The 23,740-nt window shown below is 69.8% G+C and carries 25 protein-coding genes and 1 pseudogene; 20 read left to right on the plus strand and 6 right to left on the minus strand.

Features of this window, described 5'->3' with window-relative positions; all coding sequences use genetic code 11:
• The first annotated feature begins 189 nt into the window (after window positions 1–189).
• Window positions 190–528, plus strand: a complete 339-nt coding sequence (locus ACFMRZ_RS06480) for an STAS domain-containing protein (RefSeq protein WP_280273492.1) — start codon at window positions 190–192, stop codon at window positions 526–528.
• Between the two features lie 28 nt (window positions 529–556).
• Here ACFMRZ_RS06480 and ACFMRZ_RS06485 read toward each other — a convergent pair whose 3' ends face one another.
• Window positions 557–1,594 carry an LLM class F420-dependent oxidoreductase gene (locus tag ACFMRZ_RS06485; RefSeq protein WP_400178309.1) on the minus strand — a complete coding sequence of 346 codons (1,038 nt, stop codon included), beginning with the start codon at window positions 1,592–1,594 and terminating at the stop codon, window positions 557–559.
• A 157-nt stretch (window positions 1,595–1,751) separates the two neighbouring features.
• On the opposite strand from ACFMRZ_RS06485, the gene ACFMRZ_RS06490 reads away from it, so the two are divergent.
• Complete coding sequence (locus ACFMRZ_RS06490; protein ID WP_400178310.1) at window positions 1,752–2,408, plus strand: cyclodeaminase/cyclohydrolase family protein; 657 nt, start codon at window positions 1,752–1,754, stop codon at window positions 2,406–2,408.
• A 324-nt stretch (window positions 2,409–2,732) separates the two neighbouring features.
• Here the strand turns inward: ACFMRZ_RS06490 and ACFMRZ_RS06495 are convergent, their stop codons facing one another.
• Window positions 2,733–3,911 (minus strand): alpha/beta hydrolase fold domain-containing protein, encoded by a 1,179-nt coding sequence (locus ACFMRZ_RS06495; protein WP_400178311.1) that lies wholly within the window; start codon window positions 3,909–3,911, stop codon window positions 2,733–2,735.
• Between the two features lie 301 nt (window positions 3,912–4,212).
• On the opposite strand from ACFMRZ_RS06495, the gene ACFMRZ_RS06500 reads away from it, so the two are divergent.
• On the plus strand, window positions 4,213–4,953 hold the full coding sequence (locus ACFMRZ_RS06500) for a L,D-transpeptidase family protein (protein WP_400178312.1): 741 nt from the start codon (window positions 4,213–4,215) through the stop codon (window positions 4,951–4,953).
• 34 nt (window positions 4,954–4,987) lie between these two features.
• Here ACFMRZ_RS06500 and ACFMRZ_RS06505 read toward each other — a convergent pair whose 3' ends face one another.
• Both ACFMRZ_RS06505 and ACFMRZ_RS06510 read right to left on the minus strand, forming a co-directional pair.
• Window positions 4,988–6,061, minus strand: a complete 1,074-nt coding sequence (locus ACFMRZ_RS06505; protein ID WP_400178314.1) for a hypothetical protein — start codon at window positions 6,059–6,061, stop codon at window positions 4,988–4,990.
• Between the two features lie 87 nt (window positions 6,062–6,148).
• A pseudogene (locus tag ACFMRZ_RS06510) lies at window positions 6,149–7,002 on the minus strand (bifunctional 5,10-methylenetetrahydrofolate dehydrogenase/5,10-methenyltetrahydrofolate cyclohydrolase).
• 373 nt (window positions 7,003–7,375) lie between these two features.
• Here ACFMRZ_RS06510 and ACFMRZ_RS06515 point away from each other — a divergent pair.
• The 9 genes from ACFMRZ_RS06515 to ACFMRZ_RS06555 all read left to right on the plus strand — a co-directional run bounded on the left by ACFMRZ_RS06515 (window position 7,376) and on the right by ACFMRZ_RS06555 (window position 15,458).
• The gene (locus ACFMRZ_RS06515) at window positions 7,376–8,197 is read left to right on the plus strand and encodes a mycofactocin-coupled SDR family oxidoreductase (protein WP_400182787.1); all 822 of its coding nucleotides are present in this window, start codon (window positions 7,376–7,378) and stop codon (window positions 8,195–8,197) included.
• A gap of 12 nt (window positions 8,198–8,209) precedes the next feature.
• Complete coding sequence (gene fabG / locus ACFMRZ_RS06520; RefSeq protein ID WP_400178315.1) at window positions 8,210–8,938, plus strand: 3-oxoacyl-ACP reductase FabG; 729 nt, start codon at window positions 8,210–8,212, stop codon at window positions 8,936–8,938.
• 140 nt (window positions 8,939–9,078) lie between these two features.
• Complete coding sequence (locus ACFMRZ_RS06525) at window positions 9,079–9,525, plus strand: hypothetical protein (protein ID WP_400178316.1); 447 nt, start codon at window positions 9,079–9,081, stop codon at window positions 9,523–9,525.
• 278 nt (window positions 9,526–9,803) lie between these two features.
• Window positions 9,804–10,412: a TetR/AcrR family transcriptional regulator gene (locus tag ACFMRZ_RS06530; protein ID WP_400178317.1), complete on the plus strand. Its 609-nt coding sequence runs from the start codon at window positions 9,804–9,806 to the stop codon at window positions 10,410–10,412.
• 169 nt (window positions 10,413–10,581) lie between these two features.
• Complete coding sequence (locus ACFMRZ_RS06535) at window positions 10,582–12,105, plus strand: nitric oxide reductase activation protein NorD (protein ID WP_400178318.1); 1,524 nt, start codon at window positions 10,582–10,584, stop codon at window positions 12,103–12,105.
• A 22-nt stretch (window positions 12,106–12,127) separates the two neighbouring features.
• Entirely contained in the window at window positions 12,128–12,925 is a 798-nt protein-coding gene (locus ACFMRZ_RS06540) for a CbbQ/NirQ/NorQ/GpvN family protein (protein WP_280369181.1), read from the plus strand.
• A 152-nt stretch (window positions 12,926–13,077) separates the two neighbouring features.
• Entirely contained in the window at window positions 13,078–13,758 is a 681-nt protein-coding gene (locus ACFMRZ_RS06545) for a hypothetical protein (RefSeq protein ID WP_400182788.1), read from the plus strand.
• Between the two features lie 37 nt (window positions 13,759–13,795).
• Window positions 13,796–14,230, plus strand: coding sequence for a hypothetical protein (locus tag ACFMRZ_RS06550; protein ID WP_400178319.1), 435 nt, complete (start codon window positions 13,796–13,798; stop codon window positions 14,228–14,230).
• Window positions 14,231–14,297: 67 nt separating this feature from the next.
• Entirely contained in the window at window positions 14,298–15,458 is a 1,161-nt protein-coding gene (locus ACFMRZ_RS06555) for a phosphotransferase family protein (RefSeq protein WP_400178320.1), read from the plus strand.
• A 3-nt stretch (window positions 15,459–15,461) separates the two neighbouring features.
• Here ACFMRZ_RS06555 and mftR read toward each other — a convergent pair whose 3' ends face one another.
• Window positions 15,462–16,088 carry a mycofactocin system transcriptional regulator gene (mftR, locus tag ACFMRZ_RS06560; RefSeq protein ID WP_400178321.1) on the minus strand — a complete coding sequence of 209 codons (627 nt, stop codon included), beginning with the start codon at window positions 16,086–16,088 and terminating at the stop codon, window positions 15,462–15,464.
• A 75-nt stretch (window positions 16,089–16,163) separates the two neighbouring features.
• Between mftR and mftA the strand changes: the two genes are divergently transcribed.
• The 7 genes from mftA (at window position 16,164) to mftE (ending at window position 21,964) form a co-directional block, all read left to right on the plus strand.
• Complete coding sequence (gene mftA, locus ACFMRZ_RS06565) at window positions 16,164–16,274, plus strand: mycofactocin precursor MftA (protein ID WP_280275547.1); 111 nt, start codon at window positions 16,164–16,166, stop codon at window positions 16,272–16,274.
• Window positions 16,264–16,554, plus strand: a complete 291-nt coding sequence (gene mftB, locus ACFMRZ_RS06570) for a mycofactocin biosynthesis chaperone MftB (protein WP_040753321.1) — start codon at window positions 16,264–16,266, stop codon at window positions 16,552–16,554. Before mftA ends, mftB begins: the two co-directional genes overlap by 11 nt.
• A gap of 18 nt (window positions 16,555–16,572) precedes the next feature.
• On the plus strand, window positions 16,573–17,751 hold the full coding sequence (gene mftC / locus ACFMRZ_RS06575) for a mycofactocin radical SAM maturase (RefSeq protein WP_400178322.1): 1,179 nt from the start codon (window positions 16,573–16,575) through the stop codon (window positions 17,749–17,751).
• Window positions 17,752–17,777: 26 nt separating this feature from the next.
• Complete coding sequence (gene mftD, locus ACFMRZ_RS06580; protein WP_280369166.1) at window positions 17,778–18,950, plus strand: pre-mycofactocin synthase MftD; 1,173 nt, start codon at window positions 17,778–17,780, stop codon at window positions 18,948–18,950.
• Window positions 18,950–19,741 carry a mycofactocin-coupled SDR family oxidoreductase gene (locus ACFMRZ_RS06585; RefSeq protein WP_400178323.1) on the plus strand — a complete coding sequence of 264 codons (792 nt, stop codon included), beginning with the start codon at window positions 18,950–18,952 and terminating at the stop codon, window positions 19,739–19,741. The genes mftD and ACFMRZ_RS06585 overlap by 1 nt, the downstream gene beginning before the upstream one ends.
• Window positions 19,738–21,069, plus strand: coding sequence for a mycofactocin biosynthesis glycosyltransferase MftF (gene mftF / locus ACFMRZ_RS06590; protein ID WP_400178325.1), 1,332 nt, complete (start codon window positions 19,738–19,740; stop codon window positions 21,067–21,069). Before ACFMRZ_RS06585 ends, mftF begins: the two co-directional genes overlap by 4 nt.
• 196 nt (window positions 21,070–21,265) lie before the next feature.
• On the plus strand, window positions 21,266–21,964 hold the full coding sequence (gene mftE / locus ACFMRZ_RS06595; RefSeq protein ID WP_400178326.1) for a mycofactocin biosynthesis peptidyl-dipeptidase MftE: 699 nt from the start codon (window positions 21,266–21,268) through the stop codon (window positions 21,962–21,964).
• Between the two features lie 73 nt (window positions 21,965–22,037).
• On the opposite strand, the gene ACFMRZ_RS06600 is transcribed toward mftE, so the two are convergent.
• Entirely contained in the window at window positions 22,038–22,610 is a 573-nt protein-coding gene (locus tag ACFMRZ_RS06600; RefSeq protein ID WP_280271744.1) for a helix-turn-helix domain-containing protein, read from the minus strand.
• Window positions 22,611–22,767: 157 nt separating this feature from the next.
• Here ACFMRZ_RS06600 and ACFMRZ_RS06605 point away from each other — a divergent pair, with 157 nt between their 5' ends.
• Window positions 22,768–23,736 (plus strand): ParB/RepB/Spo0J family partition protein, encoded by a 969-nt coding sequence (locus ACFMRZ_RS06605; RefSeq protein WP_400178327.1) that lies wholly within the window; start codon window positions 22,768–22,770, stop codon window positions 23,734–23,736.
• Window positions 23,737–23,740: the final 4 nt, after the last annotated feature.

Consider the following 23,740-nt stretch of genomic DNA (forward strand, 5'->3'; position numbering starts at 1 on the left):
CACGGGGCGCATTCCCGCCAGCGACCGCTCCGCAACGTCCGGAACACCCGTACACCTGCGGTTTTCGCGGCGGGCAAAACTACGAAACACCGGCCAATACGACAACGATGCAGCGCGGAGAGCGGGTTCATGGCAGATTGTCTTGATGTGACCAACACTTCCGGAGACGCGTATCCCCTCGCCGACGCGATGACCACCTCGGTCTCGGTGCACGACGAAGCGACCGTCCTCACGGTGGCCGGTGAGGTCGACCTGGCGACCGCACCCGCGCTGGAGAACGCGATCGAGGCGGCGCTGAGCGGCAGCCCGGCGGCCTTGATCATCGACCTGCTGCAGGTGACGTTCCTGGCCTCCGCCGGCATGGCGGCGCTCGTCGGCGCGCACCAGCGAGCCGGGCAAGCGACCCGCATCGCGGTGGTCGCCGACGGTCCCGCCACGGGACGCCAGCTCAAGATGACCAACCTGGACCAGGTCTTCGCAATGCATCCGACCCTGGACCAAGCCCTGGCCGGGCTGCGCGAAGGCTGACGCCCCGCACCGCCCGGCCCGCGGCGGCTCAGACCAGTTCGCGCAGCTGCTCGATCAGCTTGACCCGCTCGGCGGGGGTGCCCGCCAGCGGGACCACGTTCAGCACCGTGACACCGGCCTCGCGGAAGGCCGCGACGCGTTCCTTGACGAATCCGGCGGGACCGATCAGGGAGATGTCGCGGACCAGTTCGTCGGGCACCGTCGCGGCCGCCGCGTCCTTCTCACCGGCCAGGTACAGCTCCTGGATGCGGTCGGCCTCGGCGCCGTAGCCGTACTTGGTGGCGAGGGCGTGGTAGAAGTTCTTGCCCTTGGCGCCCATGCCGCCGATGTACAGCGCCAGGTGCGGCTTGACGAACTCGCGCAGGCCCTCGACATTGTCGCCGATGGCCAGGGCGGGGCCGGCGTACACGTCCAGCTCGCCCAGCGCCGGGTCGCGCTTGGCCTTCCCGGCCGCCAGCGCGTCACCCCAGACGTCGTGTGCCTTCTCCGGCAGGAAGAAGATCGGCTGCCAGCCCTCGGCGATCTCGGCCGCGAGTTCCACGTTCTTCGGGCCGAGCGCGGCCAGCAGCACCGGAATCCGGTCCCGCACAGGGTGATTGATCAGCTTGAGCGGCTTGCCGAGTCCGGTGCCCCGATCGGCGGGCAGCGGGATCGTGTAGTACTTGCCCTCGAATTCCAGGCGCTCGCGCCGCCACACCCGGCGGCAGATCTCGACGACCTCGCGGGTGCGGCCGATCGGCGCGTCGTAGGGCACGCCGTGGAAGCCCTCGATCACCTGCGGGCCGGACGCGCCCAGGCCGAGGATGTAGCGGCCGTCGGACACGTAGTCCAGTCCGGCGGCGGTCATGGCGGTCAGCGTGGGGGTGCGGGTGTAGAGCTGCAGGATGCCGGACGCCAGCTGCACGCGGTCGGTCTTGGCGGCGAGGTAGCCCAGCCCGCTGACGGCGTCGTAGGAGTACGCCTCGGGCACGAAGGCGATGTCGAGGCCCGCCCGCTCCAGATCGGCGACCTCCGCCGCCACCTCTTTGAAGCCGCCCGCATAGTTGATGCCCAGTCCGATACGCATGGATCCGAACCTACCCAGTCTCCCCGCACCACTCGCGGGCCGCCCGTCATGGCGGCGGACGCGCCCCCGCACCGGGCTCGCGTCGGCCGGACCCGCCGCGCCCGGTACGGTGGTCGGCGAACCGCATGCCGATCTTCGAAACGGGAGGCCCCGCAGCATGTCTCAGGACACCACGTCGTCGCCGCAGTCCACGACGTTCGGGGAGGCGGCGATCGGGCGGTATCTCGAGGATCTGGCGGCCAAGATCCCCGCGCCCGGCGGCGGCGCGGTGGCCGCCCTGCACGCCGCGCAAGGGGCCGCCCTGGTGGCCATGGTCGCGCGCTACACCACCCGAGCCAAGGACGCCGACAACCGTCCCGTCGTCGACCGCATCATCGCCGCCGCCGACGCGGCCCGCGACCGCGCACTGGCCCTGGCCGAGGCCGACGCAGCCGCATTCACCGCAGTCGGCGCGGCCTACAAACTGCCCAAGACGACCGACACCGAGACCGCCGCCCGCACCGAGGCGATCACAGCCGCACTGCTACAGGCCGCCCGAGTACCCGCCGCCGTAGTCACCGAAGCAGACGAAATCCTCTCCCTCGCAACCGATCTACTCCCCATCGGCAACCCCAACGTGGTGACCGACATAGGCGCCGCCGCAGCAGCAGCCCGAGCCGCCGCCACCACCTCCCAACTGAACATCGCCATCAACGTGGCTTCCCTCCAAGAAAACCACGGCGCCGAGTTCGCCCCCGCCCTACGCACCATCGAAGAACTAATCGCCCGAGCCGACGCCCTACACGCCGACGTCATCGCCGCCATAACCCGCTGACGGCTGATGACGGCTGACCGCCGACCACTGACGGCTGACCACAGACGGCTGACCGCCGACCACTGACGGCTGATCGCTGACCGCTGATCGCTGACCGCCGACCGCCGACCGCCGACCGCCGACCGCCGACCGCCGACCGCCGACCGCCGACCAGGGGTGCTAACCCATCCCTCCCCACGCAACAACAACGGTTTTCGGCGCGTCTCGGTTTTCGGGTGCCGCTGCGAAGCGACGAAGGAGCCAGCAGCGGCACCCGAAAACCGAGACCAAGGGCGCCGAAAACCCGCCGGAGCGAAGCGGAGGCCAAAAACACAGCCCAAAAATTCAGCCCCTCACATAGCGGTCCAGCCATTCAAGCGCAATCACACGCCCAACCAAAGCCCCGGTATTGAGAACCTCCGCATCAAACCCATGGTCAAGATACGGCAGCTCAACATACCGATGCGCAACCCCCGCCCCCCTCAACTCATCCGCGAATCCCCTTGTCCGCGAAGCGAACACAAGATGATCCCCCCGCCCCTGAAACAGCAGAGTAGGCGGACCACCCGGCGTAATCTGCGCCCCGGAGTCGGTCGCAGCATACCGCTCCGGATACGTCCCCACAGGCCCACCCAAATACCGCCGAGAAAGCGATTCCCCCTGAGCGGTATCCCCCGCAGACCCACTCAAATCCACCGCCGGATACACAGCAACCACCGCCCGCACCTTCGGCACCTCCCCAGCAGTCCCACAACTAGGCCGCAACCGCCCCGCATTAGCCTTGAACGCCACATTGACAGCAAGATTGCCCCCCGCCGACCCCCCGAACGTCGCAACCCGATCCGGATCCCACCGGTATTTCCGGGCATGCCCCACCGCCCAGGTCAACGCGCAACCGACATCGGCATCCTCGGTATCCCAGCGCGGATGATCCACGTCCGACAGCCGGTAATCCACATCGAGAACCGCGTACCCCTGCTCGGCGAGCCAGTAATTATAGGGACTCGGCCCCCTGCTACCACCCACGAATCCCCCGCCGTGAATGCTCACCACCAGCGGCGCCGGATCCGCCCGCCCGGCGGGCAAATACAGATCCGCCCGCAACGCCGCACCGTCGATAGTCGCGTAAGTAACCGTCTCGTTCGGCGACTTTCCGGCCGTAACCAGCGGAATCGGCGCGAAAAGCACCCATCTGCCGGTCGCCGCGTGCGCCGACAACGCCAGCCCGACGGCAGTGACCAGGCACATCACCATTCCCACGGCCGTCATCGCGGTGATCGTCCCCGACGGCCACGTCCCCCGCAGCCGGACGGCCAGCAGCGCGGCGAGCACCGCGGCGCCGGCGAGCACGACGTTCCACGACCCGAGCCAGTCGCGGAACCAGCCCAGACCCAGCACGAAGACCTGCGCGAACCCCGCCCGCAGTAGCGGGCGCGTCCACGGCACCGGCAGCAGGGCGAACAGCTGTGCGAGCAGCGTGTAGAGACCCAGCAGGACCGCGACGGACAACAACAGGCCACGCACCGGCGTCCACCACCGCCGCGGCGGCCGCGGCCCCTCCGCCGTTCCCTCACTTGCGGCCTCCGCCTCGCCTCGCAGCACGATCCCCGATGCTACGGAGCGGGTCGGCCGCACGCCGCGCAACCGTCTGTTATGTCCGGTTACCGAGCCGGACAACGGGTACGCCCATAACATCCGGTCCGCTGCGAGACATGTTGCGACAGGCCGCGTTTTGATTACGAACCGAACACCTTCCGGAGGCAAACATGATCATGGAGATCTAGGATGAACGTCTCATAACCACACCACCTGAGGGGGTGGAGCCATGCGGAACATGATCAGGCATCTGTTCCTGGCGATCACGATCGCGGCGCTCGCCGCGATCACATCCGGTACGGCGGCGGCGGTGAGGGTGGCACCGCAGCTCACACCCGTGCAATCCATTACACCGGCCGACGGCGCGGTCGTCGGCATCGCGCATCCGGTCACCGTGCGTTTCGCCGCACCGGTCGCCGATCGAGCACGCGCCGAGCACGCGGTTCGGGTCGACAGCCTGGACGGCTCGTTCACATGGAACGGTGACAGCGAGCTGGTCTGGCATCCCGCCGGATTCCTGCCCGCTAACACTCCGCTGACGGTCACCGTCGGCAACGCCCGCACGGACTTCCGTACCGGCGGCGGCACCACCGCCGACGCCGACATGTCCGCGCACACCTTCACCGTGTACGTGCCCGGTCAACCGCCGCGGGTGATGCCCGCGTCGATGGGCAAGCCCGGTCACGAGACACCCGTCGGCACGTTCCCGGTGATGGAGAAGTTCCGGAGTATCACCTTCGACTCCCGCACCATCGGGATCCCGCTCAGCGATCCGGACGGCTATCTGCTCAAAGGTGAGTTCGCGGAGCGGCTGACCTGGGGCGGCGTCTTCGTCCACTCGGCGCCGTGGTCGGTGGACTCGCAGGGTAATTCCAATGTCAGCCACGGCTGCATCAACCTGCCGCCCGACGACGCCCAGTGGTACTACAACACTGTCGCCGTGGGCGACCCGGTGACGGTGCACTGGTAATCGACCGGCCGCCGGATGCCCTGGCCCGCCCGGGTCACGGCATCCGAGGCCAGGCCTTCGCGGCCAGCGCCTCGGCCGCGCGGCAGGCGTCATCGATGTTCCCGTTCGCGGGGCGCACCAGCAGAGTAGTGTTCTCCACCAACGCTTTCGGCGCCGGATAGTCCAGTTGGAACAGCTGGTTGCCGGGCCACGACGGCCAGGTCCAGCCCTCCAGCACGGCGACGCAGGACGTCCCTACGGTCGTGACCCGGTGTATGAGGGTGTCGCGGCCCGCGATCGTCGTGCGCGTATAGGTGGGGCCCAGCGCGCGCGGTGGCGACACGTCGAGATGGGTCAGCAACAGGACCTCGGCGGTCCGGCCGTCCTCGGCGGTGGATCGCCACGCGCATTCGTGTGCCGCCCGGCGGCCCGGCCGCTGTGACCGCCCGCCGGGGAACTCGACGGCGGCGGTGACGTCGGCCTCGGTCAGTGCGCCGCACAGGTCGCCGTGGCCTTGCGATTGCGGCGGGAAATCCAGTGTGCCGACGACTCCGGTGTGCAGCACGGTCAGCAGCGACCGGGTAGCGCGCTCGGCGGCGGCGCACGGGTCGACGCGGTCGCCGGCGGGGCGGTCGGCGTGGGATCGGATCGAGAACGAGGTGTCCGCCGAATACACCACACGCGCGCACTCACCGCGCTGCGGCGCGCGCTGCACGGCCACCTTCCAGTCGCCCTCGGCGCGCACGGTGTATTCGTCGTCGCGTTCGAAATCGTTGCCCGTGCCGCGCTGAAGCTTGGTCACCACCACGGTCAGCAGCCGCGGGCTGTCGGGCAGGTCGATCGACGCCTCGCAGGTGTCGAAGTTGTGCGGCTTGATCTGGATGCGCGGCCGGCCGGTCTTGTCGCGCTCGGCCAGGTCGCCGTACATCTCGGCGCTCAGGTAACCGCACGGATCCCAGTCGAAATTGTCACCGTCGATGTCGTGGCCCGCCCCGACCGGCTGCGCGCGGCCCGCCGTCGTACCGCCGAGCGAGGCCCCCGCCACGCCGCCGGCGACCGCGAGCACGATCACCACGGTGACGAGCGCCGCGCGGCGCAACCACCCGCGACGAGACTGCTGCAAGGTCATCGGCTCCCCCTCGGATCACACCGGCGCGCAAGGACTTTCGCCCTCATTCCACCGGAGGATACCGCCCTTCCGACCGCGCCGCGCGGACTACTCCGCGCGCCCGGACTCCGCCGCCCGCACCACGTGCCGCATGAGCACGGCCGTGGTCACCGGCCCGACACCACCCGGCACCGGGCTCAGCGCACCGGCTCGGCCCCGCACCGACGCCGCGTCCACATCGCCCACGATGCCGCCGTCCGGGCCTTCGTTGGTGCCGACGTCGATCACCACCGCGCCCTCGCGCACGTGCTCGCCGGTGATCAGACCCGCGTGGCCGACGGCCGCGACCACGATGTCCGCGGCGGAGGTGATCGACGGCAGGTCCACCGTGCGCGAATGGCATACGGTCACGGTCGCGTTCTCGGCCAGCAGCAACTGCGCCAGCGGTTTACCGACCACGTTCGAGCGGCCCACGACCGCGACGTGCCGGCCGGCGAGCGGAATCTCGTGGTGCTTGGCCAGTTCGACGACCGCCTCGGCCGTGGCCGGGGGAAGGTCGGCAGACCGGCCGCGAGCAGGCCCAGCGACAGCGGGCTCACCCCGTCGACGTCCTTGGCCGCGGCGATGGCGGAGCTGACGTCGTCCAGGGCCACCCCGGCGGGCAGGGGCGTCTGCAGCATGACCGCGTCGACGGCGGGATCGCCGCTCAGCTTCGTCAGTTCGGCCCGGATCGCGTCCTCGGTGGCGTCGGCGCCGAGATCGACGGTGTCGCAGGCGATTCCGAGGCGATCCGCGGCGCGCCGCAGGGACCCCACATACCAGCCGCTGGCCGGATCGTCGTTGGCCACCACCAGCACCAGCCGCGGCGCACTCCCGCGCTCGGTGAGCGCGGCGGCGCGCTGCTTGGTGTCGGCGTTGAGTGCGGCGGCGAGTTCCTTGCCGGTCAGCGAAGTCGTGTCCACGAATGCCCACCTTAACGGTCGGCGGACGGAGCCTCGCAGCGGCAGTTCCGCGCGTCCCCGCTTTCCTCGCTCATACCGGGTGGGCCATGCCGACCACTCACAACTCAGGGCGAGTTGGCGCCCTCGCCGAGGTAGGTGAGCCGCCGCCCGGCCGGCGCGCCCACTCCTCCGTGCCCGATAACGTTGTCCGCCTTGAGGACCGGGCGGGCGGCGCATGCGAGACAGTGCTCTTGCGCGCGGGGCGCGGCGGCCATAGAGTGACTCACAGACAACTACCGTTGTGCTTACGATATACCGTACGACAGTGCCTCCCATCGGCCCGGCCACGGGCGCGGGACTCGGCTCCGGCGCACGGCGATACGAGGAGGGGCACGTGAGCGGCCGACTCACCGGCAAAGTCGCATTCATCACCGGCGCGGCGCGAGGGCAGGGGCGGGCGCACGCCGTGCGCCTGGCGAGCGAGGGCGCCGACATCATCGCCATCGACGTGGCGGGGCCGCTGCCCCCGTCGGTGCCCTACGATTCCGCGACACCCGACGACCTCGCCGAGACGGTGCGGCTGGTCGAGCAGACCGGCCGCCGCATCCTCGCCGCCGCCGTCGACACCCGCGACCTGGACGGCCTGCGCAAGGTGGTGGACGACGGCGTCGCGACGCTGGGCCGACTCGACACAATCGTGGCCAACGCCGGCATCTGCGTCCCCGAGCCCTGGGACGCCATTACCCCCGACTCGTTCCGGGATGTCATGGACATCAACGTGACCGGGACCTGGAACACCGTGGTCGCGGGCGCCCGGCACATCATCGACGGCGGCCGCGGCGGCTCGATCATCCTGATCAGCTCGGCCGCGGGCATCAAGATGCAACCGTTCATGGTGCACTACACGGCCAGCAAGCACGCCCTCACCGGCATGGCCCGGGCGCTGGCCGCCGAACTGGGCAAGCACTCGATCCGGGTCAACAGCGTGCATCCCGGCGCGGTCGCGACCCCGATGGGCACCGGCGAGATGGTGGCCGCGCTGACCCGCGGGTACGAGTCGAATCCGCAACTGGCGCATATGACCACGCCGTTCCTGCCCGAGGGCATCGCGCAGGTGGAGGACGTGGCCGCGACCGTGTGCTGGCTGGCCGGTGACGACGCCCGGTCCATCACGGCCGCGCAGATCGCGGTCGATCTCGGATCCACCCAGTACTGAAGAGGATTCACCGTGTCGCTACTGACCGGGCGGGTCGCCGCCGTCACCGGCGGGGCCCAGGGCATCGGGTTCGCCATCGCCGAGACGTTCGTGCGCGCGGGCGCGCGGGTCGTCGTCGGGGACCTGACGCCCGGTGGCGTGCGGGACAAGCTCGGGCCGGAGGTGGCACGGGCGGTGCGCTGCGACGTCACCCGCGCCGCGGACGTCGAGGCGCTGCTGGCCACGGCGGTCACCGAGTTCGGCGCGCTCGACATCATGGTGAACAACGCCGGGATCACCCGCGACGCCGGCCTGCGCACGATGACCGAGGACGAGTTCGACCAGGTCATCGCCGTGCACCTGAAGGGCGCCTGGCACGGCACCCGGCTGGCGGCGGCCATCATGCGCGAACGCGGGCGCGGCAGCATCGTCAACCTCTCCTCGCTCTCGGGCAAGGTGGGGATGGCGGGCCAGACCAACTATTCGGCCGCCAAGGCCGGGATCGTCGGGCTGACCAAGGCCGCGGCGAAGGAGACGGCCCGGCACGGCGTGCGGGTCAACGCGATCCAGCCCGGCCTGATCCGCACGCCGATGACCACCGCCATGCCGGCCGCCGTCTGGGAGCAGAAGATGTCGGAGATTCCCATGGCGCGCGCCGGGGAGCCGGAAGAGGTGGCGAGCGTCGCGCTGTTCCTGGCCTCCGACCTGTCGTCGTACATGACCGGCGCCACGCTCGAGGTCACCGGCGGACGCTTCATGTGAGGCCGGAATCGACGCGAACCCTTGTGGCCGAATACTGAATAAATTACAGTTACAAGGACAAGAATGCCGTTTCCGGGCGCACGGACTCCGTGGGCCCGGATTCGTGTCACCGTTCGGAGTTTTTCGCGCTAGGAGACGTCATGAGTGGCCTCGAAATCGCCGGTCTCACCCCTCGAACGGTAGATGCGCTGGTCACGGCGGGTGGCGAGCTCGCGCGCGAAGTGCGGGGGAAGATGCTGCACAGCCCGCGACCGGTGTTCCTGCACTACGTCGAGCAGACCTTCGACACCCTGGTGCGGACGTTCTCGCTCGGTCTCGATCCCCGCCCGACCACCCCGGCGCAGCAACTGTGCCTGCACCTGATGATCACACACGCCGAGCAGACCGGCGGGACGCTCGACCCCGACCTGATCCGGCTGCACCGCGCACTGCTGCCCGGCCGCGCACACGAGGAACTCGCCCAGATCGGCCGTGTCCCGGCCGATTCCGGCACGCGCTACGATTTCGTCGCGCTCTCCGACGTGCTGACAGGGCCCGGCGTGAACGCCTTCTTCGCCCCCTTGGGCCGGGACGACCTGGTCGCCTGAGGCTCCTCGCGAGCATTCCCCGATCACACCGCGCGACGATCGTCGCGCGGTGTCGTGCCATGTCCGGCACCGCCTGCGGGTGGCGCGGACCATGCCGGACAACGAGCGGAAATGCCATTCTCCGCTACAGCAACTCACGGTGAGCTGATTAGCGAATTTCGTTGACGCGGTTCAGTGACATCTGTCAGTATGTTCTGTACAGCGCCGCGAATTCCGCTCGCGGCATCGAAACCCCAAGCCGGAGAATCGATTCCGGCCCATCGAATGGGAATCTGCTCATGAGCGAGCTATCGGACGCGCCCCGTGGCCGCGAGGCCCAGCGCCTGCGCACCCGCCGCCGCGTATTCGACGCCGCCATCGCGGAGTTCCAGAGCGTCGGGGTGGCCGAGGCCGATATCGGCGCGATCGTCGAGGCGGCCGGTGTCGCGCGGGGCACCTTCTACTTCCACTTCCCCAGCAAGGAGCACGCGCTGCTGGAGCTGGAGGCGCGCGAGGAGGCCCGCATCGCCGACGAACTGTCGGACTTCCTGGCCGGGCCGCACGATCTGAAAGCCGCGCTGGAGAAGACGATTCAGCTGGTCCTGGGGCTGGAGCGCCGGCTGGGCAGCGTGCTGTTCAAGGAGATCCTCGCGGTCCACTTCTCTCCCAGCCGGCCGCTGGACGACGAGTGGCGCGGGCACCGGGTGATCGTGCTGGTGGTCGAGGAGATCCAGCGCGCCCGTGCCGCCGGCGAGGCCGAGATCGCCGTCGACCCCTTCCACAGCGCCGTGTTCTTCCTGCTCGGCCTCTACGCCATGCTGACCACCACGTCGGGCTCGAAGTCGTTGCGCGACAACGCGCTCGACAATTATCTCATCACCGTGCTGCGCAGCCTGGAGCCCCGATGAGCCGCGCCGCACACCGACAGTCACGGAGACATCACCATGCTCGTCGACCTCGTTCGCATCGCCCTCGCGTGGGGCGCGGTACTGCTGATCATCGCCTTCTGGTATTGGGTCATGAAGAACATCAACACCTTCTGAACATCCGCTGCTCTCCCGCGCCCCGGAGCACGCGATGACCGCGGGCGGCGGGGCGAGGATCGAACGCAGTTGCGCCCTGACTGCTGTCGCCTTCTCCGCACGTCGACGCGAAGGCGTCCGGCTCGTCACCGGTGCACGTCGCGGGTTCGGCCTGAACTCGACCCGGCGCGTCGTGCACGTTCCCTATCCGCCCGTCGCGGCCGACTGGACCCGCACGACGCTGACCTGCGGTGTGGCACTGCAATGCGCGCCGTCGAAGGACCGCGTCGCGCGGTTCCGCCTGCACGAGCTGTCGCCGCGCGAACTGAGCGCGCTGTCACTCGTCGAGGGCGGGGTGGCCGCGGCGTGGATCGCCGACCGGCTGCCGGGCCTGCTGCCCGAACTGCGCCGCCGCCTGCCCCGCCTCGAGATCGCCGAGCGCGACCTGGACGGCTCCGAAATGCTGGACCGCGCAATGGTTCTGGCGCGATCTCGCGATCCGCTGCCCGGCGACCCGCTGCTGGGCACGCTGCCGCTGGCCGCGCCCGGCCGCGGCGCCCTGGCGGTAGCCGCGCGGCGCACCTACGCCCGGATGCCGTGGACCTCCGCGCGCAGCGACTCCTACCGCGTCATGTCGGTCCCCGTCGGCGGCGACGGCGGCAGCCGCAACACCAACCTGCCCCCGCCGAGCCGGCCGGAGAACGAGGACCTGGAGATCCGCGCCGACCAGCGCGCCGGGCTGCCCTATCCGGAATGGAATCTGTGGACCGAGACCTTCCTGCGTGATCACGTCGCCGTGTTGGAGCGGCGGCATCCCACCCGGCCGCGGCCGGTGGCGCCGGTGTCCCCCGACATCCGCCGCTGGTTCGAACAGCGCACGCACCGCGTCGTGCGCGGCGGCCTGGAGGACGGCTGCGATCTCGACATCGACCGCTACGTCACGCATTTCGCCGACGCCCGCTGCGGCCCGGTCCCGGAGCCGCGCGTGTTCCGCGATCTGCTGCCGGGATTCCGCGACGTCGCCACGGCCGTGCTGCTGGACGGCAGTTCCTCCCTCGGCGTGCACGGGGGCCGGATCTTCCGGCTGGAACTGGACTGCGCGGACGCCCTGTCGCGCGCCATGACCCTCGCGCGAGAACCCCACGGCCTGTTCGTCTTCACCGGTAACACCCGGCACCGGGTCGAGGTGCGCTGCCTGCGGGACTTCGACGACACCGGCTTCGTGGACCCGGGCAGCCTGGGACTGAGCACCGGCGGCTACACCCGGCTCGGCGCACCCCTGCGGCACCTCACCCACCGCCTGCGCGACCAGCCCGCCGAACGCCGCCTGCTGCTGGTGATCGGGGACGGCCTGATGTCCGACGAAGGATACGAGGGCCGCTACGCCTGGGCCGACGTCGCGCACGCCGTGACCGAGGCCGCCGACGCCGGGGTGTCGATCTACTACCTGGGCGTGGGACCCACCCGCGTCGATCCGCTCCCCGAGGTGTTCGGGCCGCGCCGATCACGCCGGATCCGGCGGGTGGAGGAACTACCCCGTGCGCTCGCGCACCTCCACCGCGAACTGATCGCGCCCTGACGACACCGACCGAGGAGAGCAGATGGCCACCGATCTCTACTACTCCGGCGGCACCGAGGTGCGGCTGTTCGAACAGGCCTATCGCAGGCGCCTGCCGGTCATGCTCACCGGACCGACCGGCTGCGGGAAGACCCGCCTGGTCGAGCACATGGGCCGGCTACTCGGCCGGCCGGTGGTCACCATCAGCTGCCACGACGACCTCACCAGCTCGGATCTGGTCGGCCGGTTCCTGGTCTCCGGCGGCGATGTCGCCTGGCGCGACGGTCCGCTGACCCGCGCGGTCAAGGCCGGGGCGATCTGCTATCTCGACGAGGTCGCGGAGGCCCGCCACGATTCGCTGGCGATCCTGCACTCGCTCACCGATCACCGGCGCACCCTGTACCTCGATCGCGCCGACGAGGTGGTGCCCGCGCCCGAGCCGTTCCAGCTGGTCTGCTCCTACAATCCGGCCTACCGCGGCTCGCTCAAGGAGCTGAAGCCGTCGTTCCGGCAGCGGTTCGTCACCCTCGCGATGAACTACCTGCCGCCGGACCGGGAGGCCGAGGTGGTCGTCGCGGAGTCCGGCGTCGACTCCGCCGTCGCGCGGCGACTCGTCCACTGCGCCACCATGATTCGCGAGGCGGACGCCGTCTTCCACTTCGAACCGCCGTCCACGCGCGTGCTGGTCGCCGCCGCGCGCCTGATCACCGCCGGCGCCGGCGAGCGCGAGGCCGCCGAAGCCTGCGTCCTGGCGCCGCTGAGCAGCGACGGCGCCATCCATGAAGGCCTGCGGGAGATCGCGGCGGCCACCCTGCCCGCCGCGGACGAGTCGCCGGTGTAACTCAGCACAGGAGGTCCCCATGAACGAACAAGATCGCCGGCGTCGCCGGGCCCTGATCGTCTTCCAGATCGTCATCTACGGATTCCTGCTCGCGATGTTCCTCATCCAATTGCAGATGTACATGACCCGGGATTGGTAGGTGCGCCATGAATATGCCGGCATTCACCGTCGGTTACGACGAACACCACGACGAGAGCCGCCGCGCCCAGCGCCGGGCCGACCAATGGCTCACCGCGGGCACCGCGCTGATGGGGACGTTCATCTTCGGATTCATCGGCCTGCCGTTCTTTCTGCGCGGCGTGTGGCTGCAACGCAAGGCGCAGCGGGCGGGGCTCTCCGTGCGGCCGATCATCGTCACCCTGATCGGTTATCTCGTCATTCTCGACGCCTTTCTCAACAGCATCGGCTGGGTGCTGGATCTGTTCGCCAACCACACCCTGGTGACTCGCGTGTTCTTCACCGCGTGGGGCAATTTCGTCGACGCCGGATATTTCTGGCACTACAACGAATTGGCCATCGGCGGCGCGGGCGCACCGGGCGAGAAGGGGTGGGAGGTCGCGCTGATACTCACGGTCTTCCCGATGCGCATCGCCGCGGCCATCGCCTTCCTGCAGATGAAGCGGTGGGGACATCAGTGGCTGATCCTCACCTGCTGGTTCGGGGTGGTGATCTGGATCGGCTACGTCGTGAACATGACCATGTACGCCGACGTGCGATTCCACGGCGTCGTGCTGCCGGTGACCGGCTGGTGGCTGTACGACATCTTCTACATCACGCCGTTCCTGGCGATTCCCTATCTCCACACCGTCAATCGCGAAATCTTCTCCGACTGACCGAATTTCGGCATCCTCCGTGTTCCAGGAGAACATCATGAGTAAACAGACACCGGCCGACGACACGGCAGCGGAGCGGGAATTGCCGCTGGGGACGACGGCGCCGTTCGCGCGCATGCACACCTGGCTGCGGCGCGGCATTCTCGTCTGCCTGATCGCACTCGTCATCGAGGGCTCGCTGACCGTGCCCGCTCTCGCGCTCTGGTACGGCTGGCCGACGCTGTCGATCAGCGAGATCTGCGACGAGATGATGAAGGTCCGCTATTCCGACGACACCCTCGAATGCGAACGGGGCGATTTCACCGCACCACCCCTGGGCGGCGAGCCCGAGGCCGCGGGCCAGACCACCGCCCGCGACCAGTGGGGCGTGCAGCCGAAACCGGAATGGAAGCGGATCGGATTCCGCGAATTGGTCCGCAATCACGACGAGCGGATCGCCCGTCAGCAAGCGCAGAACACCGGCGGGCGGTAGAACTGAGGATCACATCCACGCGGCCGCGACCGGAACCGGTTGTGCCGCACCACGGAAAGGCTGGATTGTGGTCTCGCAGGTATTCGCGACGGCGTCCGCACTGGGCATGGCTACCCGGGAGGCGGTCCGGGCCGGGCTCGACCGCGTCCTGCCCGGCGGGACCATCCCGCTGCGCATCGACGAGGTGACCGAGCGCTGGCTCGGCGACGCGCTCGGCCTGCCGCCGGGCGCACTCACCTCGGTGCAGGTACTCGACGCGCACTCCGGCACGGCCGCGCGCGCCCGGATCGCAGTCAAGAGCGAGTCCGGCGATATCCCGGCGCACCTGTTCGTGAAGCTGCCGCCCAGCAACTATCTGCAGCACGTCCTGATGAACGTCTTCGGTCTCGGGCTGCACGAGATCCTGGCCTATCGCGCCCTGGGCGAACAGCCGCCCGTGCGGGTCCCGAAATGCTATGTCGCGCAGTCCGACCGGTTCCGGCGGCGCACCGTCCTGGTACTCGAGGACCTCTCGGCCACGGCCCGGTTCCGCACGGTCGTCGACACCGTCACCCGGGCCGAGGCGGAGGCCGTCATCGATGCGCTGGCCGATCTGCACGCCGCGTTCTGGGACACCGACCGATTCGCAGGCGATCTGCGGCCGCTCGCCACCCGCACGACCGCCGACATCCGCCTCGGCGACCTCATCCGCCGCCGGTTCCTGGCCGAGATCACCGGGCACAGCGCCGATCTCGTCCCGGCGGAGATGCGCCGCCAGTGCCGGATCTTCTATCAGCGCAGCGCCGACATCGACGCCTTCTGGGCCGCGCAGCCACGGACGCTGATCCACGCCGACCCACATCTGGGCAACCTGTTCTTCACCGACGACGGCCCCGGGTTCCTGGACTGGCAGATCGCGACGGCGGGCGCGGGAATCCGCGATGTCGCCTACTTCGCGACGGCCTCGGTGGAACCCGGCCTGCTCCGCACGATCGAGCGAGATCTGGTGCGGCGGTACGTGTCCCGGCTCGAGGCCGCCGGTGTCGCCGTCGACGGCGAACGGCTCTGGACGCTGTACCGGGCCGCGATCACCGAGTTCTATCTGGCGGCCGTCTGCACCGCCGAGGCCGGTGACCGGATGCAGCCGTTCGAGGTGTCGCGGGTCGGCGTGGAGCGGGCCGTCGCCGGTGTCGCCGCGCACGACAGTTTCGAGGTGCTCACCACACTGATCGAGGGCGCCCGCGGCTGATCGCTAACGACGCTCCCCCACGTCGAATCCCGCGGCCAGGTCGCGGAACGCCTGATCCATGATGTCGGCGAGTTCCGCCCCTGGCCGCGTCAGCCAGTACTCGTACGCCGCGATCGCCACCCCGAGAGCGACGTGCGCGATCGACTGCGGAATCAGTTCGCGCGCGGGCACCCCGAGCCGCGCCGCGGCGAAATCCGCCACCACCTCGCCCCACTCCCGGAAGCGCAACGTCGAATGTGCTTGCAGGGCAGGGACCTTCAGGATCAGTTCCATCCGCTTGCGATGCCAGGGCACCTGCGCGGGGTCGAACCGGTTGAACTCCACGACCACCGTCCGCACCGCCTCCATGAGCGGCTGCTCCTCCGCGCAGCGCGCGAAATGGGCGCGCATCACCTCCAATTGCCCGCCGAAGTCGCCCCACACGACGTCGTTCTTGGACTCGAAGTAGCGGAAGAAGGTGCGCTTGCTGATGCCCACCGCCGCCGCGATGTCCTCCACGGTGGTCGCCTCGAACCCGTCGCGTTCGAACAGCTCGAAGGCCGCCCGCTCCAGCTCGACGGCATTCGTCGAGCGCCGCCGACCTGGGCGGTTGGCGGGTGCGCCGCTTCCGGCCGATCTTTTTTCCGCCATCACCCTTCCAATTTGTCACCCGGTGTCATTATGCTGGCGGTCACACCCGTCCGACCCGACTCCACAGGAGGAGCCATGAGCGACCAGACCGCCCACCGAACAGTAGTCGCCGACAACGACGCCCTCGTCGAGGAAGACCTGCTCGTCGAGGATGTCTCGATCGACGGCATGTGCGGTGTCTACTGACCCGGCGGCGTTCGACCCGGCCCTGCCTTACCGTCTGGCGGGGTCGGTGTCGCTGCGGCCCGAACCCTTCGGAGCGCTGGTCTACGACTTCGAGACCCGGCGACTCTCTTTTCTGAAGACGCCACTGCTGGTCACGGTGGTGCGCGAACTCGACCGGCACCCCGACGTGCTGAGCACCCTGGACGCGGCCGAGGTCCCCGCCGCCGACCGCGACCGCTATCTGCGTGCCCTCGCCGGTCTGTGCGAATCGGGCATCCTCCGCTCCCGTACCGCCCGCTGAACGCGAACAGGACGACCCATGAAACTGGTGGAACACTTCGAATACGGCCTCGACTCACCGATCTGCCTGACGTGGGAGTTGACCTACGCCTGCAACCTGGCCTGCGAACACTGCCTGTCGTCGTCGGGCCGCCGCGACCCGCGCGAGCTGACCACGGCCGAATGCAAGGCGGTCATCGACGAGTTCCAGCGGATGCAGGTCTTCTACGTCAACATCGGCGGCGGTGAGCCCACCGTCCGCTCGGACTTCTGGGAACTGGTGGACTACGCCGTCGCTCATCAGGTCGGAGTCAAGTTCTCCACCAACGGTGTTCGCCTCACCCCCGAGCGCGCGCGGAAGCTGGCCGGGTCCGACTACATCGATGTGCAGATCTCCATCGACGGCGCGACCGCCGAGGTCAACGACGCGGTCCGCGGGCCGGGATCGTTCGCCACGGCCTATCGCGCGATGGAGAACCTCGCCGCCGCCGGATTCGAGAACTTCAAGATCTCGGTCGTCATGACCCGCCACAACGTGGGCCAGCTGGACGAATTCAAGGCCATCGCCGACCGTTTCGGCGCGCAGCTGCGCATCACCCGCCTGCGCCCGTCCGGACGCGGCGCCGACGTCTGGAACGATCTGCACCCCACCGCCGAACAGCAGTTGCAGCTCTACGACTGGCTGGTCGCCAACGGCGAGGGCGTACTCACCGGGGACTCCTTCTTCCACCTCAACGCGCTGGGCTCCGATCCGCTGCCGGGTCTGAACCTGTGCGGCGCGGGCCGCGTGGTCTGCCTGATCGACCCGGTCGGCGACGTCTACGCCTGCCCGTTCGCCATCCACGACGAGTTCCTCGCCGGAAATGTCCGCGACACAGGCGGTTTCGAGAGCGTCTGGCGGACCTCGGAACTGTTCACCCGGCTGCGCGCCCCGCAGACCGGCGGGAGCTGCGCGTCGTGTTCGGCCTACGACTCCTGCCGCGGCGGCTGCATGGCCGCGAAATTCTTCACCGGCCTCCCGCTCGACGGCCCGGACCCCGAATGTGTGCGCGGCAACGCGGAATCCGCGCTCGCGGCGGTCGGCGCGCGGCCCGAACCCGACAAGGACCACTCCCGCACGGGCGCCCGGCGGGCGGTCACCCTCGGCATGCCCTCGACTCGTCCCGTCGCTACCCCCGACCGGGCCTGCGACACCAGCCCGCTGGCCGGGCTCCGGTAAGCCGTTATCAGACAAGGACTTTCACGATGGCAAGCACGAAAGACTGGTTCGAGTCCGTTGCCGAGGCGCAGCGGCGGGCGAAGAAACGCGTCCCCAAATCGGTATATCTGGCGCTGCTGGCGGGTTCCGAGGCCGGCGTCACGCTCGACGACAATGCCGCGGCCTTCACCGAACTCGGCTTCCGGCCGCATATCGCCGACCTGCCCGCCACTCGCGACCTGTCCACCACCGTACTGGGACAGGAGATCTCGCTGCCGGTGATCTGCTCGCCGACCGGCGTGCAGGCCGTCGACCCGGAGGGCGAGGTCGGCGTGGCGCGCGGCGCGGCGCAGTCGGGCACCGCGCTGGGGCTGTCCTCGTTCGGTTCCAAGCCGGTGGAGGAGGTCGTCGCCGCCAACGACAAGACGTTCTTCCAGGTGTACTGGCTCGGCGACAAGGACGCGATGACCGCGCGTCTCGAGCGTGCCCGCGCGGCCGGAGCCAAGGGCGTCATCGTGACCCTGGACTGGGTCTTCGCCTCGGCCCGCGACTGGGGCAGCCCGGCGCTGCCGGAACGGATCGACGTCAAGACCGCGCTGAGCTTCGCACCGCAGGTACTGGCGCGACCCGGCTGGCTGTGGCGGTTCGCGCGCTCCGGGCGTCTGCCCGATCTGACCACCCCGAACCTGGTGCCGCGCGGTGAGCAGGGCCCGACCTTCTTCGGCGCGTACGGCGAATGGATGGGCACCCCGCCGCCCACCTGGAACGACCTCGCCTGGCTGCGGCAGCAGTGGGACGGGCCGTTCCTGGTCAAGGGCATCGGCCGGCCCGACGACGCGAAGCGCGCCGTCGACATCGGCGCCACCGCGATTTCGGTCTCCAATCACGGGGGCAACAATCTCGACTCCACGCCCGCGACCATCCGGCTGCTGCCCGGGATCGCCGGGGCCGTCGGCGATCAGGTGGAGGTGCTGCTCGACGGCGGCGTCCGGCGCGGCGGTGACGTCGTCAAGGCGCTCGCCCTGGGCGCGCGCGCCGTGATGATCGGCCGTCCCTACCTGTGGGGCATGGCCGCTGCCGGGTCGCACGGGGTGCACAACGTGCTGGAGGTGCTGCGCCAGGGCATCGACTCGACGCTCTACGGCCTCGGGCACTCGTCGATACACGACCTGGGTCCGGACGACGTCGTGATTCCCGACGGGTTCACCCGGGGACTCTGATGTCCGACGCGCCCGTCGCCCTCGTCACCGGCGCCGCTCGCGGGATCGGCGCGGCGACCGTGCACCGGCTCGCGGGCGCGGGCTGGCGGGTCGTGGCGATCGACCGCTGTGCCGACGATCCACTGGTGCCGTACCCGCTCGGCACCCGGGAACAGTTGCGCGCGGTGGCGGGAGCGCATTCCGGAGCCGTGGTCGAAGAGGTGGCCGACGTGCGGGACGGGGCCGCGTTGATCGAGATCGTGCGGCGGGCGGAAGAAGAGTTCGGGCGCGTCGACGCGGCCGTCGCGGCGGCGGCGGTAGTCACCGGCGGTGGGCGGCCGCTGTGGGAGACCGGCGGTCGCGACTTCGAGCCGATGTTCGAGGTCGGGGTGCACGGAGTCGCGAATCTCGCTCGGGCCGTGGTGCCCGCGCTGTTGCGGCGGCCCGCGCCGCGGACGGGCCGATTCGTCGCGCTCGCCTCGGCGGCGGCGCATCACGGCATGTGGCAGCTGGCGGGGTACAACGCCGCCAAGCACGCGGTGGTCGGGCTGGTCAAGGGGCTCGCCCACGATCTGCGAGGCACCGGGGTCACCGCGGTCGCCGTCTCCCCCGGTTCGACTCGCACCGATCTGCTGGCCGAATCCGCGCGGCTCTACGACCTCGACAGCGTCGACGACTTCGCCGGGCACCAATTGCTCGACCGGATTCTGGAGCCGCGGGAGGTGGCGGCCGTGGTCGCCTGGCTCTGCGCACCCGAATCCGCCTGTGTCACAGGCAGTGTCGTTCATGCCGACGGGGGATTCATGCCATGAGGGTGCGGCTGGATCCCGGTGTCCGGCGCTTCGCGGACGGCCGGCTCCTGCTCGGCGGGTCACCGACCCGGCTGCTGCGACTGGGCGCCGCGGGCACCCGGCTGCTCGATACCTGGCTCACCGGCGAACCCGTCCCACCCGCCGCCCCCGCCCGCGCGCTGGCCCGCAAACTCCTCGACGCCGGAATCGTGCACCCCACCACCGACCCCACCTCCTCCTCCACATCCGTTGTGACACTGGTCGTTCCGGTCCGCAATAACTCGCACGGCCTGACCCGGCTGCTCGCCGCGACCAGTGAAATCGCCACCCGGATCGTCGTCGACGACGGCTCCCACACGCCGATCACCACCGGCAAGGGGATGACGCTGGTTCGCCATGAGCACGCGCGTGGTCCGGCCGCTGCGCGTAATGCGGGGTGGCGGCGGGCTACGACACCGTTGGTGGCTTTTCTCGACTCCGATGTCGTTCCCGCGCCGGGGTGGCTGGACCGTATCGTCCCGTTGTTCGAGGACCCGGCCGTGGCGGCCGTCGCGCCGCGTGTGCGGTCGCTGCGGGGCGGTCCGGTCGGGCACTACGAGGCGCGGCGCTCGGCGCTCGATATGGGACCCGATCCGGCGGCGGTCCGGCCGGATGGGCGGGTCCGGTACGTTCCCACCGCGGCGCTCGTCGTGCGGACCGAGACACTGTGCGCGGTGGGCGGTTTCGACGAGTCACTGCGGTTCGGCGAGGATGTCGACCTGATCTGGCGGTTGGTCGCGGCGGGCCACTCGGTGCGGTATCAACCGCTGTCGATCGTGCACCACGAGCCCCGCGGCAGCTTCGGCGCGTTTCTGCGCCAGCGCTTCTCCTACGGCACCTCGGCCGCTCTGCTCGCGCGCAGGCATCCCGAACTGCTTCCGGCGGCACAACTTCCGGCCGACGCTGCCGCAGCGGCCGCGTTGCTGCTCTCCGGCCATTTCGCGGCGGCGGTCGTCCCGGCGGCGCTGAATGTCGCGCGCTCGGCGCACCGGCTACGACGCCGCGACGTACCGATGGCGGCGGCCGTGTCACTCGCCGCCACGGGCCAACTGCGGCTCGCCCGACAGCTCGCCGACACCGTGCGCCGCACCTGGTGGCCGCTCGCACTCTGCACCGCACGCGGCAGGCGCGTACTACGCGCCGCCGCCGCCCTCGCCGCCGCCGCATCCCTCCTCGAAAACACCGACGTCACACTACGTTTGGCGGACGACCTCGCCTACGGTCTCGGCGTCTGGGCAGGTTGCCTACGACACCGCACCCTCATCCCCCTGCTGCCACGAATCCGCCGCACACAGACAGCCCAGCCATGACGTTCCCCCACGACCCACTCCACCCCGAACCCAAACTACACACCACATCCTTGTGCCCCGGGCCGCTTCGAACCCCGGCGCAAACGGTTGGCAACGCGATGATCAACCTCGACGGCATCAGTTGCACGCTCGCTGGGGACACACGCCGAAACCCGGTGCTGCTGCTCTGGATTCGTTGTGAACGGGCGGGGCGGTTGTGACGAATCTGGCGGATCTTCGGTCGCCGGTGCTGGCCGAGCGGGCGGGTCGCATGCTGTTGGCGGTGCCGTTGGGGGCGACCGAGCAGCACGGGCCGCATCTGCCGTTGGGGACCGATACGGCGATCGCGAGCGAGTTGTGCCGTCGGCTGGCGGAGGCCGTGCCGGAGGTGGTGGTCGGTCCCGCGGTCCCGTACGGGTCCAGTGGGGAGCATGCCGATTTCGCCGGGACCCTGTCGATCGGGCAGGCGGCGCTCGAGCTGCTGGTGGTCGAACTCGTCCGTGGGGCCGATCGTTTCGCCGGGGTGGTGCTGGTCAACGGGCACGGCGGCAATCTGGTTCCGCTGCGTGCTGCCGTGCGGACGTTGCGTTCGGAGGGGCGTCACGTACTTGCCTGGTCACCCTCGGGCCGAGCGGACGACAGCCACGCCGGGCACGCGGAGACCTCCGTCATGCTCCGGCTCCGGCCCGACGCCGTGTCCATGCGGCACGCGGCGCGCGGCAACACCGATCCACTGCCGAACCTCATCGACCGCTTGCGTCGTGGCGGCGTGGCGTCCGTCAGCGCCGACGGCGTGCTCGGCGACCCCACAGCGGCCACCGCCGCGGACGGTGACCGGCAACTCGACGCCTGGGCCGCCTCCCTCATCGACTATGTGGCGCAGCGTTTTCCACCCCCGGCGGCTGCCACGAAATGACTTTCGGCCCTGCACGTCCCGGCCTCGCATGACCGGCTCGGCCGGCCTGGTCCTGCCGGCGAGCTAGCGCGCGTCAGGTACTCGCGCTGTCCAGCGCGCGGCCCGCGTTGGCGGTGAGCAGCCGGACGGCGGCGGCGCGCAGGTCGCGGCGGGGGCGGCGCTCGCCGATCTCGGCGAGGCAGATCTCGGAGACCATGGCGACCTTCATCCGGGCCACGGCCGCCGGGTCGGGCCATCCGGCGGCCGCCATATCGGGCACCCCGACCGCGATGAATCGCTCGTGCCGGACCCGGATCTCCTCGCGCAGATCCGGATCCGTGCGCGCCTGCACCATGAACGCCTCCGTGCCGCGCGCGGTCAGGCACGCGTCCAGGAAGGCGTCGATGCTCGGAGCGATCCGCTCCACGCCCGGCGCGGCGCCCGCCAGGGCCGCACCCACCTGCTGCGCCAGGCCGTCGAAGAACCGGCGGTGCAGGGCGATGACATAGCTGCGGCGATTGACGAAATGGTTGTAGAAGGTGCCCTTCGCCATGCCCGCCTCTTCGACCACCGCGTTGATCGAGAGACGGTGCAGCCCTTCACGTTCGGCCACCACAGTGCCCGCGATGAGCAAGGCGGTACGGCCGGCCTCGGTAATGACTCCCATGGTGTCTCATTCTCCCCACTCGACCTGAAAAGCCTAGTGTCATCAATCCCACCCGCCTACGCTGTGACCGATCGGTCACCAGGCGCTCGAGCGCCTCCGATTCGACCGTCGGTCATCGAGGACCGGTCCGATTCATGACGACCCGTGGGGGTGTCTCATGTCCGCCGAACGCACAGTCGCACAGGGTGAAGTAGTTCCACTCTCGTCGAACGCGCACTACCAGGTTCCGATCGATCAGCTGCTGCCGGCGGATTCGCCGCGCTCGAACGGGGAGGATCGTCAGCATATCGCGCGGTTGGCCGAGAGCGAATCGCCGTTGCCGCCGATCCTGGTGCACCGCAGCACAATGCGCGTCATCGACGGCATGCACCGGCTGCGCGCGGCGCGGGCGCAGGGGCGGGAGTGGATCGAGGTCGTCTTCTTCGACGGCAGCACCGCCGAGGCCTTCCGCCGCGGCGTCGAGCTGAACACCGCCCACGGCCTGCCCCTGACGCTGTCGGATCGGAAGGCCGCCGCCGAGCGCCTCATCGAGACGATGCCGGACCTGTCCGACCGGGCCATCGCGCACACCACCGGACTGGCCGCCAAGACCGTCGCGAGCATCCGCCATCGTTCGACCGCCGAACTTCCGCAGTCGAACACCCGGGTCGGGGCCGACGGCCGCCGCCGCCCGCTCGATTCCGCCCAGCGGCGGCAGCGGGTCGCCGACCTGCTCGCCGACTCCCCCGACATGCCGCTGCGCTCGCTCGCCGCAGCCGCCGAGGTGTCGATCAGCACCGCGCACGCCATCCGGAAGAAGTTGCGCGAGAACGCGATCGGCGACGACGCCGACATTGCGGCGCAGGCGGACGGCACCGCGGCGATCCTGCAGCAGCTCACCCGCGATCCGGCCATGCGGCTCAGCCAGCAGGGCCGGGCCCTGCTGCGCTGGCTGCACACCCATTCCATCCAGCGCGAGGTCTGGACGACGCTCGCCACCACGGTCCCTCCGCATCTCACGGCCGCGGTCGCGGAATTGGCGAATCGCAATGCACAGGAATGGCGCATCCTGGCCGGCCGGATCGACGCCGCCGCGGCAGACCCGGTGCCGCCGAACACAATTCGCCCGACCGCCCATTGGGCCTAAGGTA

This window comes from Nocardia sp. N2S4-5, assembly GCF_044628355.1.
GTDB lineage: Bacteria > Actinomycetota > Actinomycetes > Mycobacteriales > Mycobacteriaceae > Nocardia > Nocardia wallacei_B.

Bases quoted from the DNA above. Each gene is read 5' to 3' on its own strand.
- ACFMRZ_RS06480 (WP_280273492.1), top strand. From the start codon at position 190: ATGACCACCTCGGTCTCGGTGCACGACGAAGCGACCGTCCTCACGGTG.
- ACFMRZ_RS06485 (WP_400178309.1), bottom strand. From the start codon at position 1,594: ATGCGTATCGGACTGGGCATCAACTATGCGGGCGGCTTCAAAGAGGTG.
- ACFMRZ_RS06490 (WP_400178310.1), top strand. From the start codon at position 1,752: ATGTCTCAGGACACCACGTCGTCGCCGCAGTCCACGACGTTCGGGGAG.
- ACFMRZ_RS06500 (WP_400178312.1), top strand. From the start codon at position 4,213: ATGCGGAACATGATCAGGCATCTGTTCCTGGCGATCACGATCGCGGCG.
- ACFMRZ_RS06505 (WP_400178314.1), bottom strand. From the start codon at position 6,061: ATGACCTTGCAGCAGTCTCGTCGCGGGTGGTTGCGCCGCGCGGCGCTC.
- ACFMRZ_RS06525 (WP_400178316.1), top strand. From the start codon at position 9,079: ATGAGTGGCCTCGAAATCGCCGGTCTCACCCCTCGAACGGTAGATGCG.
- ACFMRZ_RS06530 (WP_400178317.1), top strand. From the start codon at position 9,804: ATGAGCGAGCTATCGGACGCGCCCCGTGGCCGCGAGGCCCAGCGCCTG.
- ACFMRZ_RS06535 (WP_400178318.1), top strand. From the start codon at position 10,582: ATGACCGCGGGCGGCGGGGCGAGGATCGAACGCAGTTGCGCCCTGACT.
- ACFMRZ_RS06540 (WP_280369181.1), top strand. From the start codon at position 12,128: ATGGCCACCGATCTCTACTACTCCGGCGGCACCGAGGTGCGGCTGTTC.
- ACFMRZ_RS06545 (WP_400182788.1), top strand. From the start codon at position 13,078: ATGCCGGCATTCACCGTCGGTTACGACGAACACCACGACGAGAGCCGC.
- ACFMRZ_RS06550 (WP_400178319.1), top strand. From the start codon at position 13,796: ATGAGTAAACAGACACCGGCCGACGACACGGCAGCGGAGCGGGAATTG.
- mftR (WP_400178321.1), bottom strand. From the start codon at position 16,088: ATGGCGGAAAAAAGATCGGCCGGAAGCGGCGCACCCGCCAACCGCCCA.
- mftA (WP_280275547.1), top strand. From the start codon at position 16,164: ATGAGCGACCAGACCGCCCACCGAACAGTAGTCGCCGACAACGACGCC.
- mftC (WP_400178322.1), top strand. From the start codon at position 16,573: ATGAAACTGGTGGAACACTTCGAATACGGCCTCGACTCACCGATCTGC.
- mftD (WP_280369166.1), top strand. From the start codon at position 17,778: ATGGCAAGCACGAAAGACTGGTTCGAGTCCGTTGCCGAGGCGCAGCGG.
- ACFMRZ_RS06585 (WP_400178323.1), top strand. From the start codon at position 18,950: ATGTCCGACGCGCCCGTCGCCCTCGTCACCGGCGCCGCTCGCGGGATC.
- mftF (WP_400178325.1), top strand. From the start codon at position 19,738: ATGAGGGTGCGGCTGGATCCCGGTGTCCGGCGCTTCGCGGACGGCCGG.
- ACFMRZ_RS06600 (WP_280271744.1), bottom strand. From the start codon at position 22,610: ATGGGAGTCATTACCGAGGCCGGCCGTACCGCCTTGCTCATCGCGGGC.
- ACFMRZ_RS06605 (WP_400178327.1), top strand. From the start codon at position 22,768: ATGTCCGCCGAACGCACAGTCGCACAGGGTGAAGTAGTTCCACTCTCG.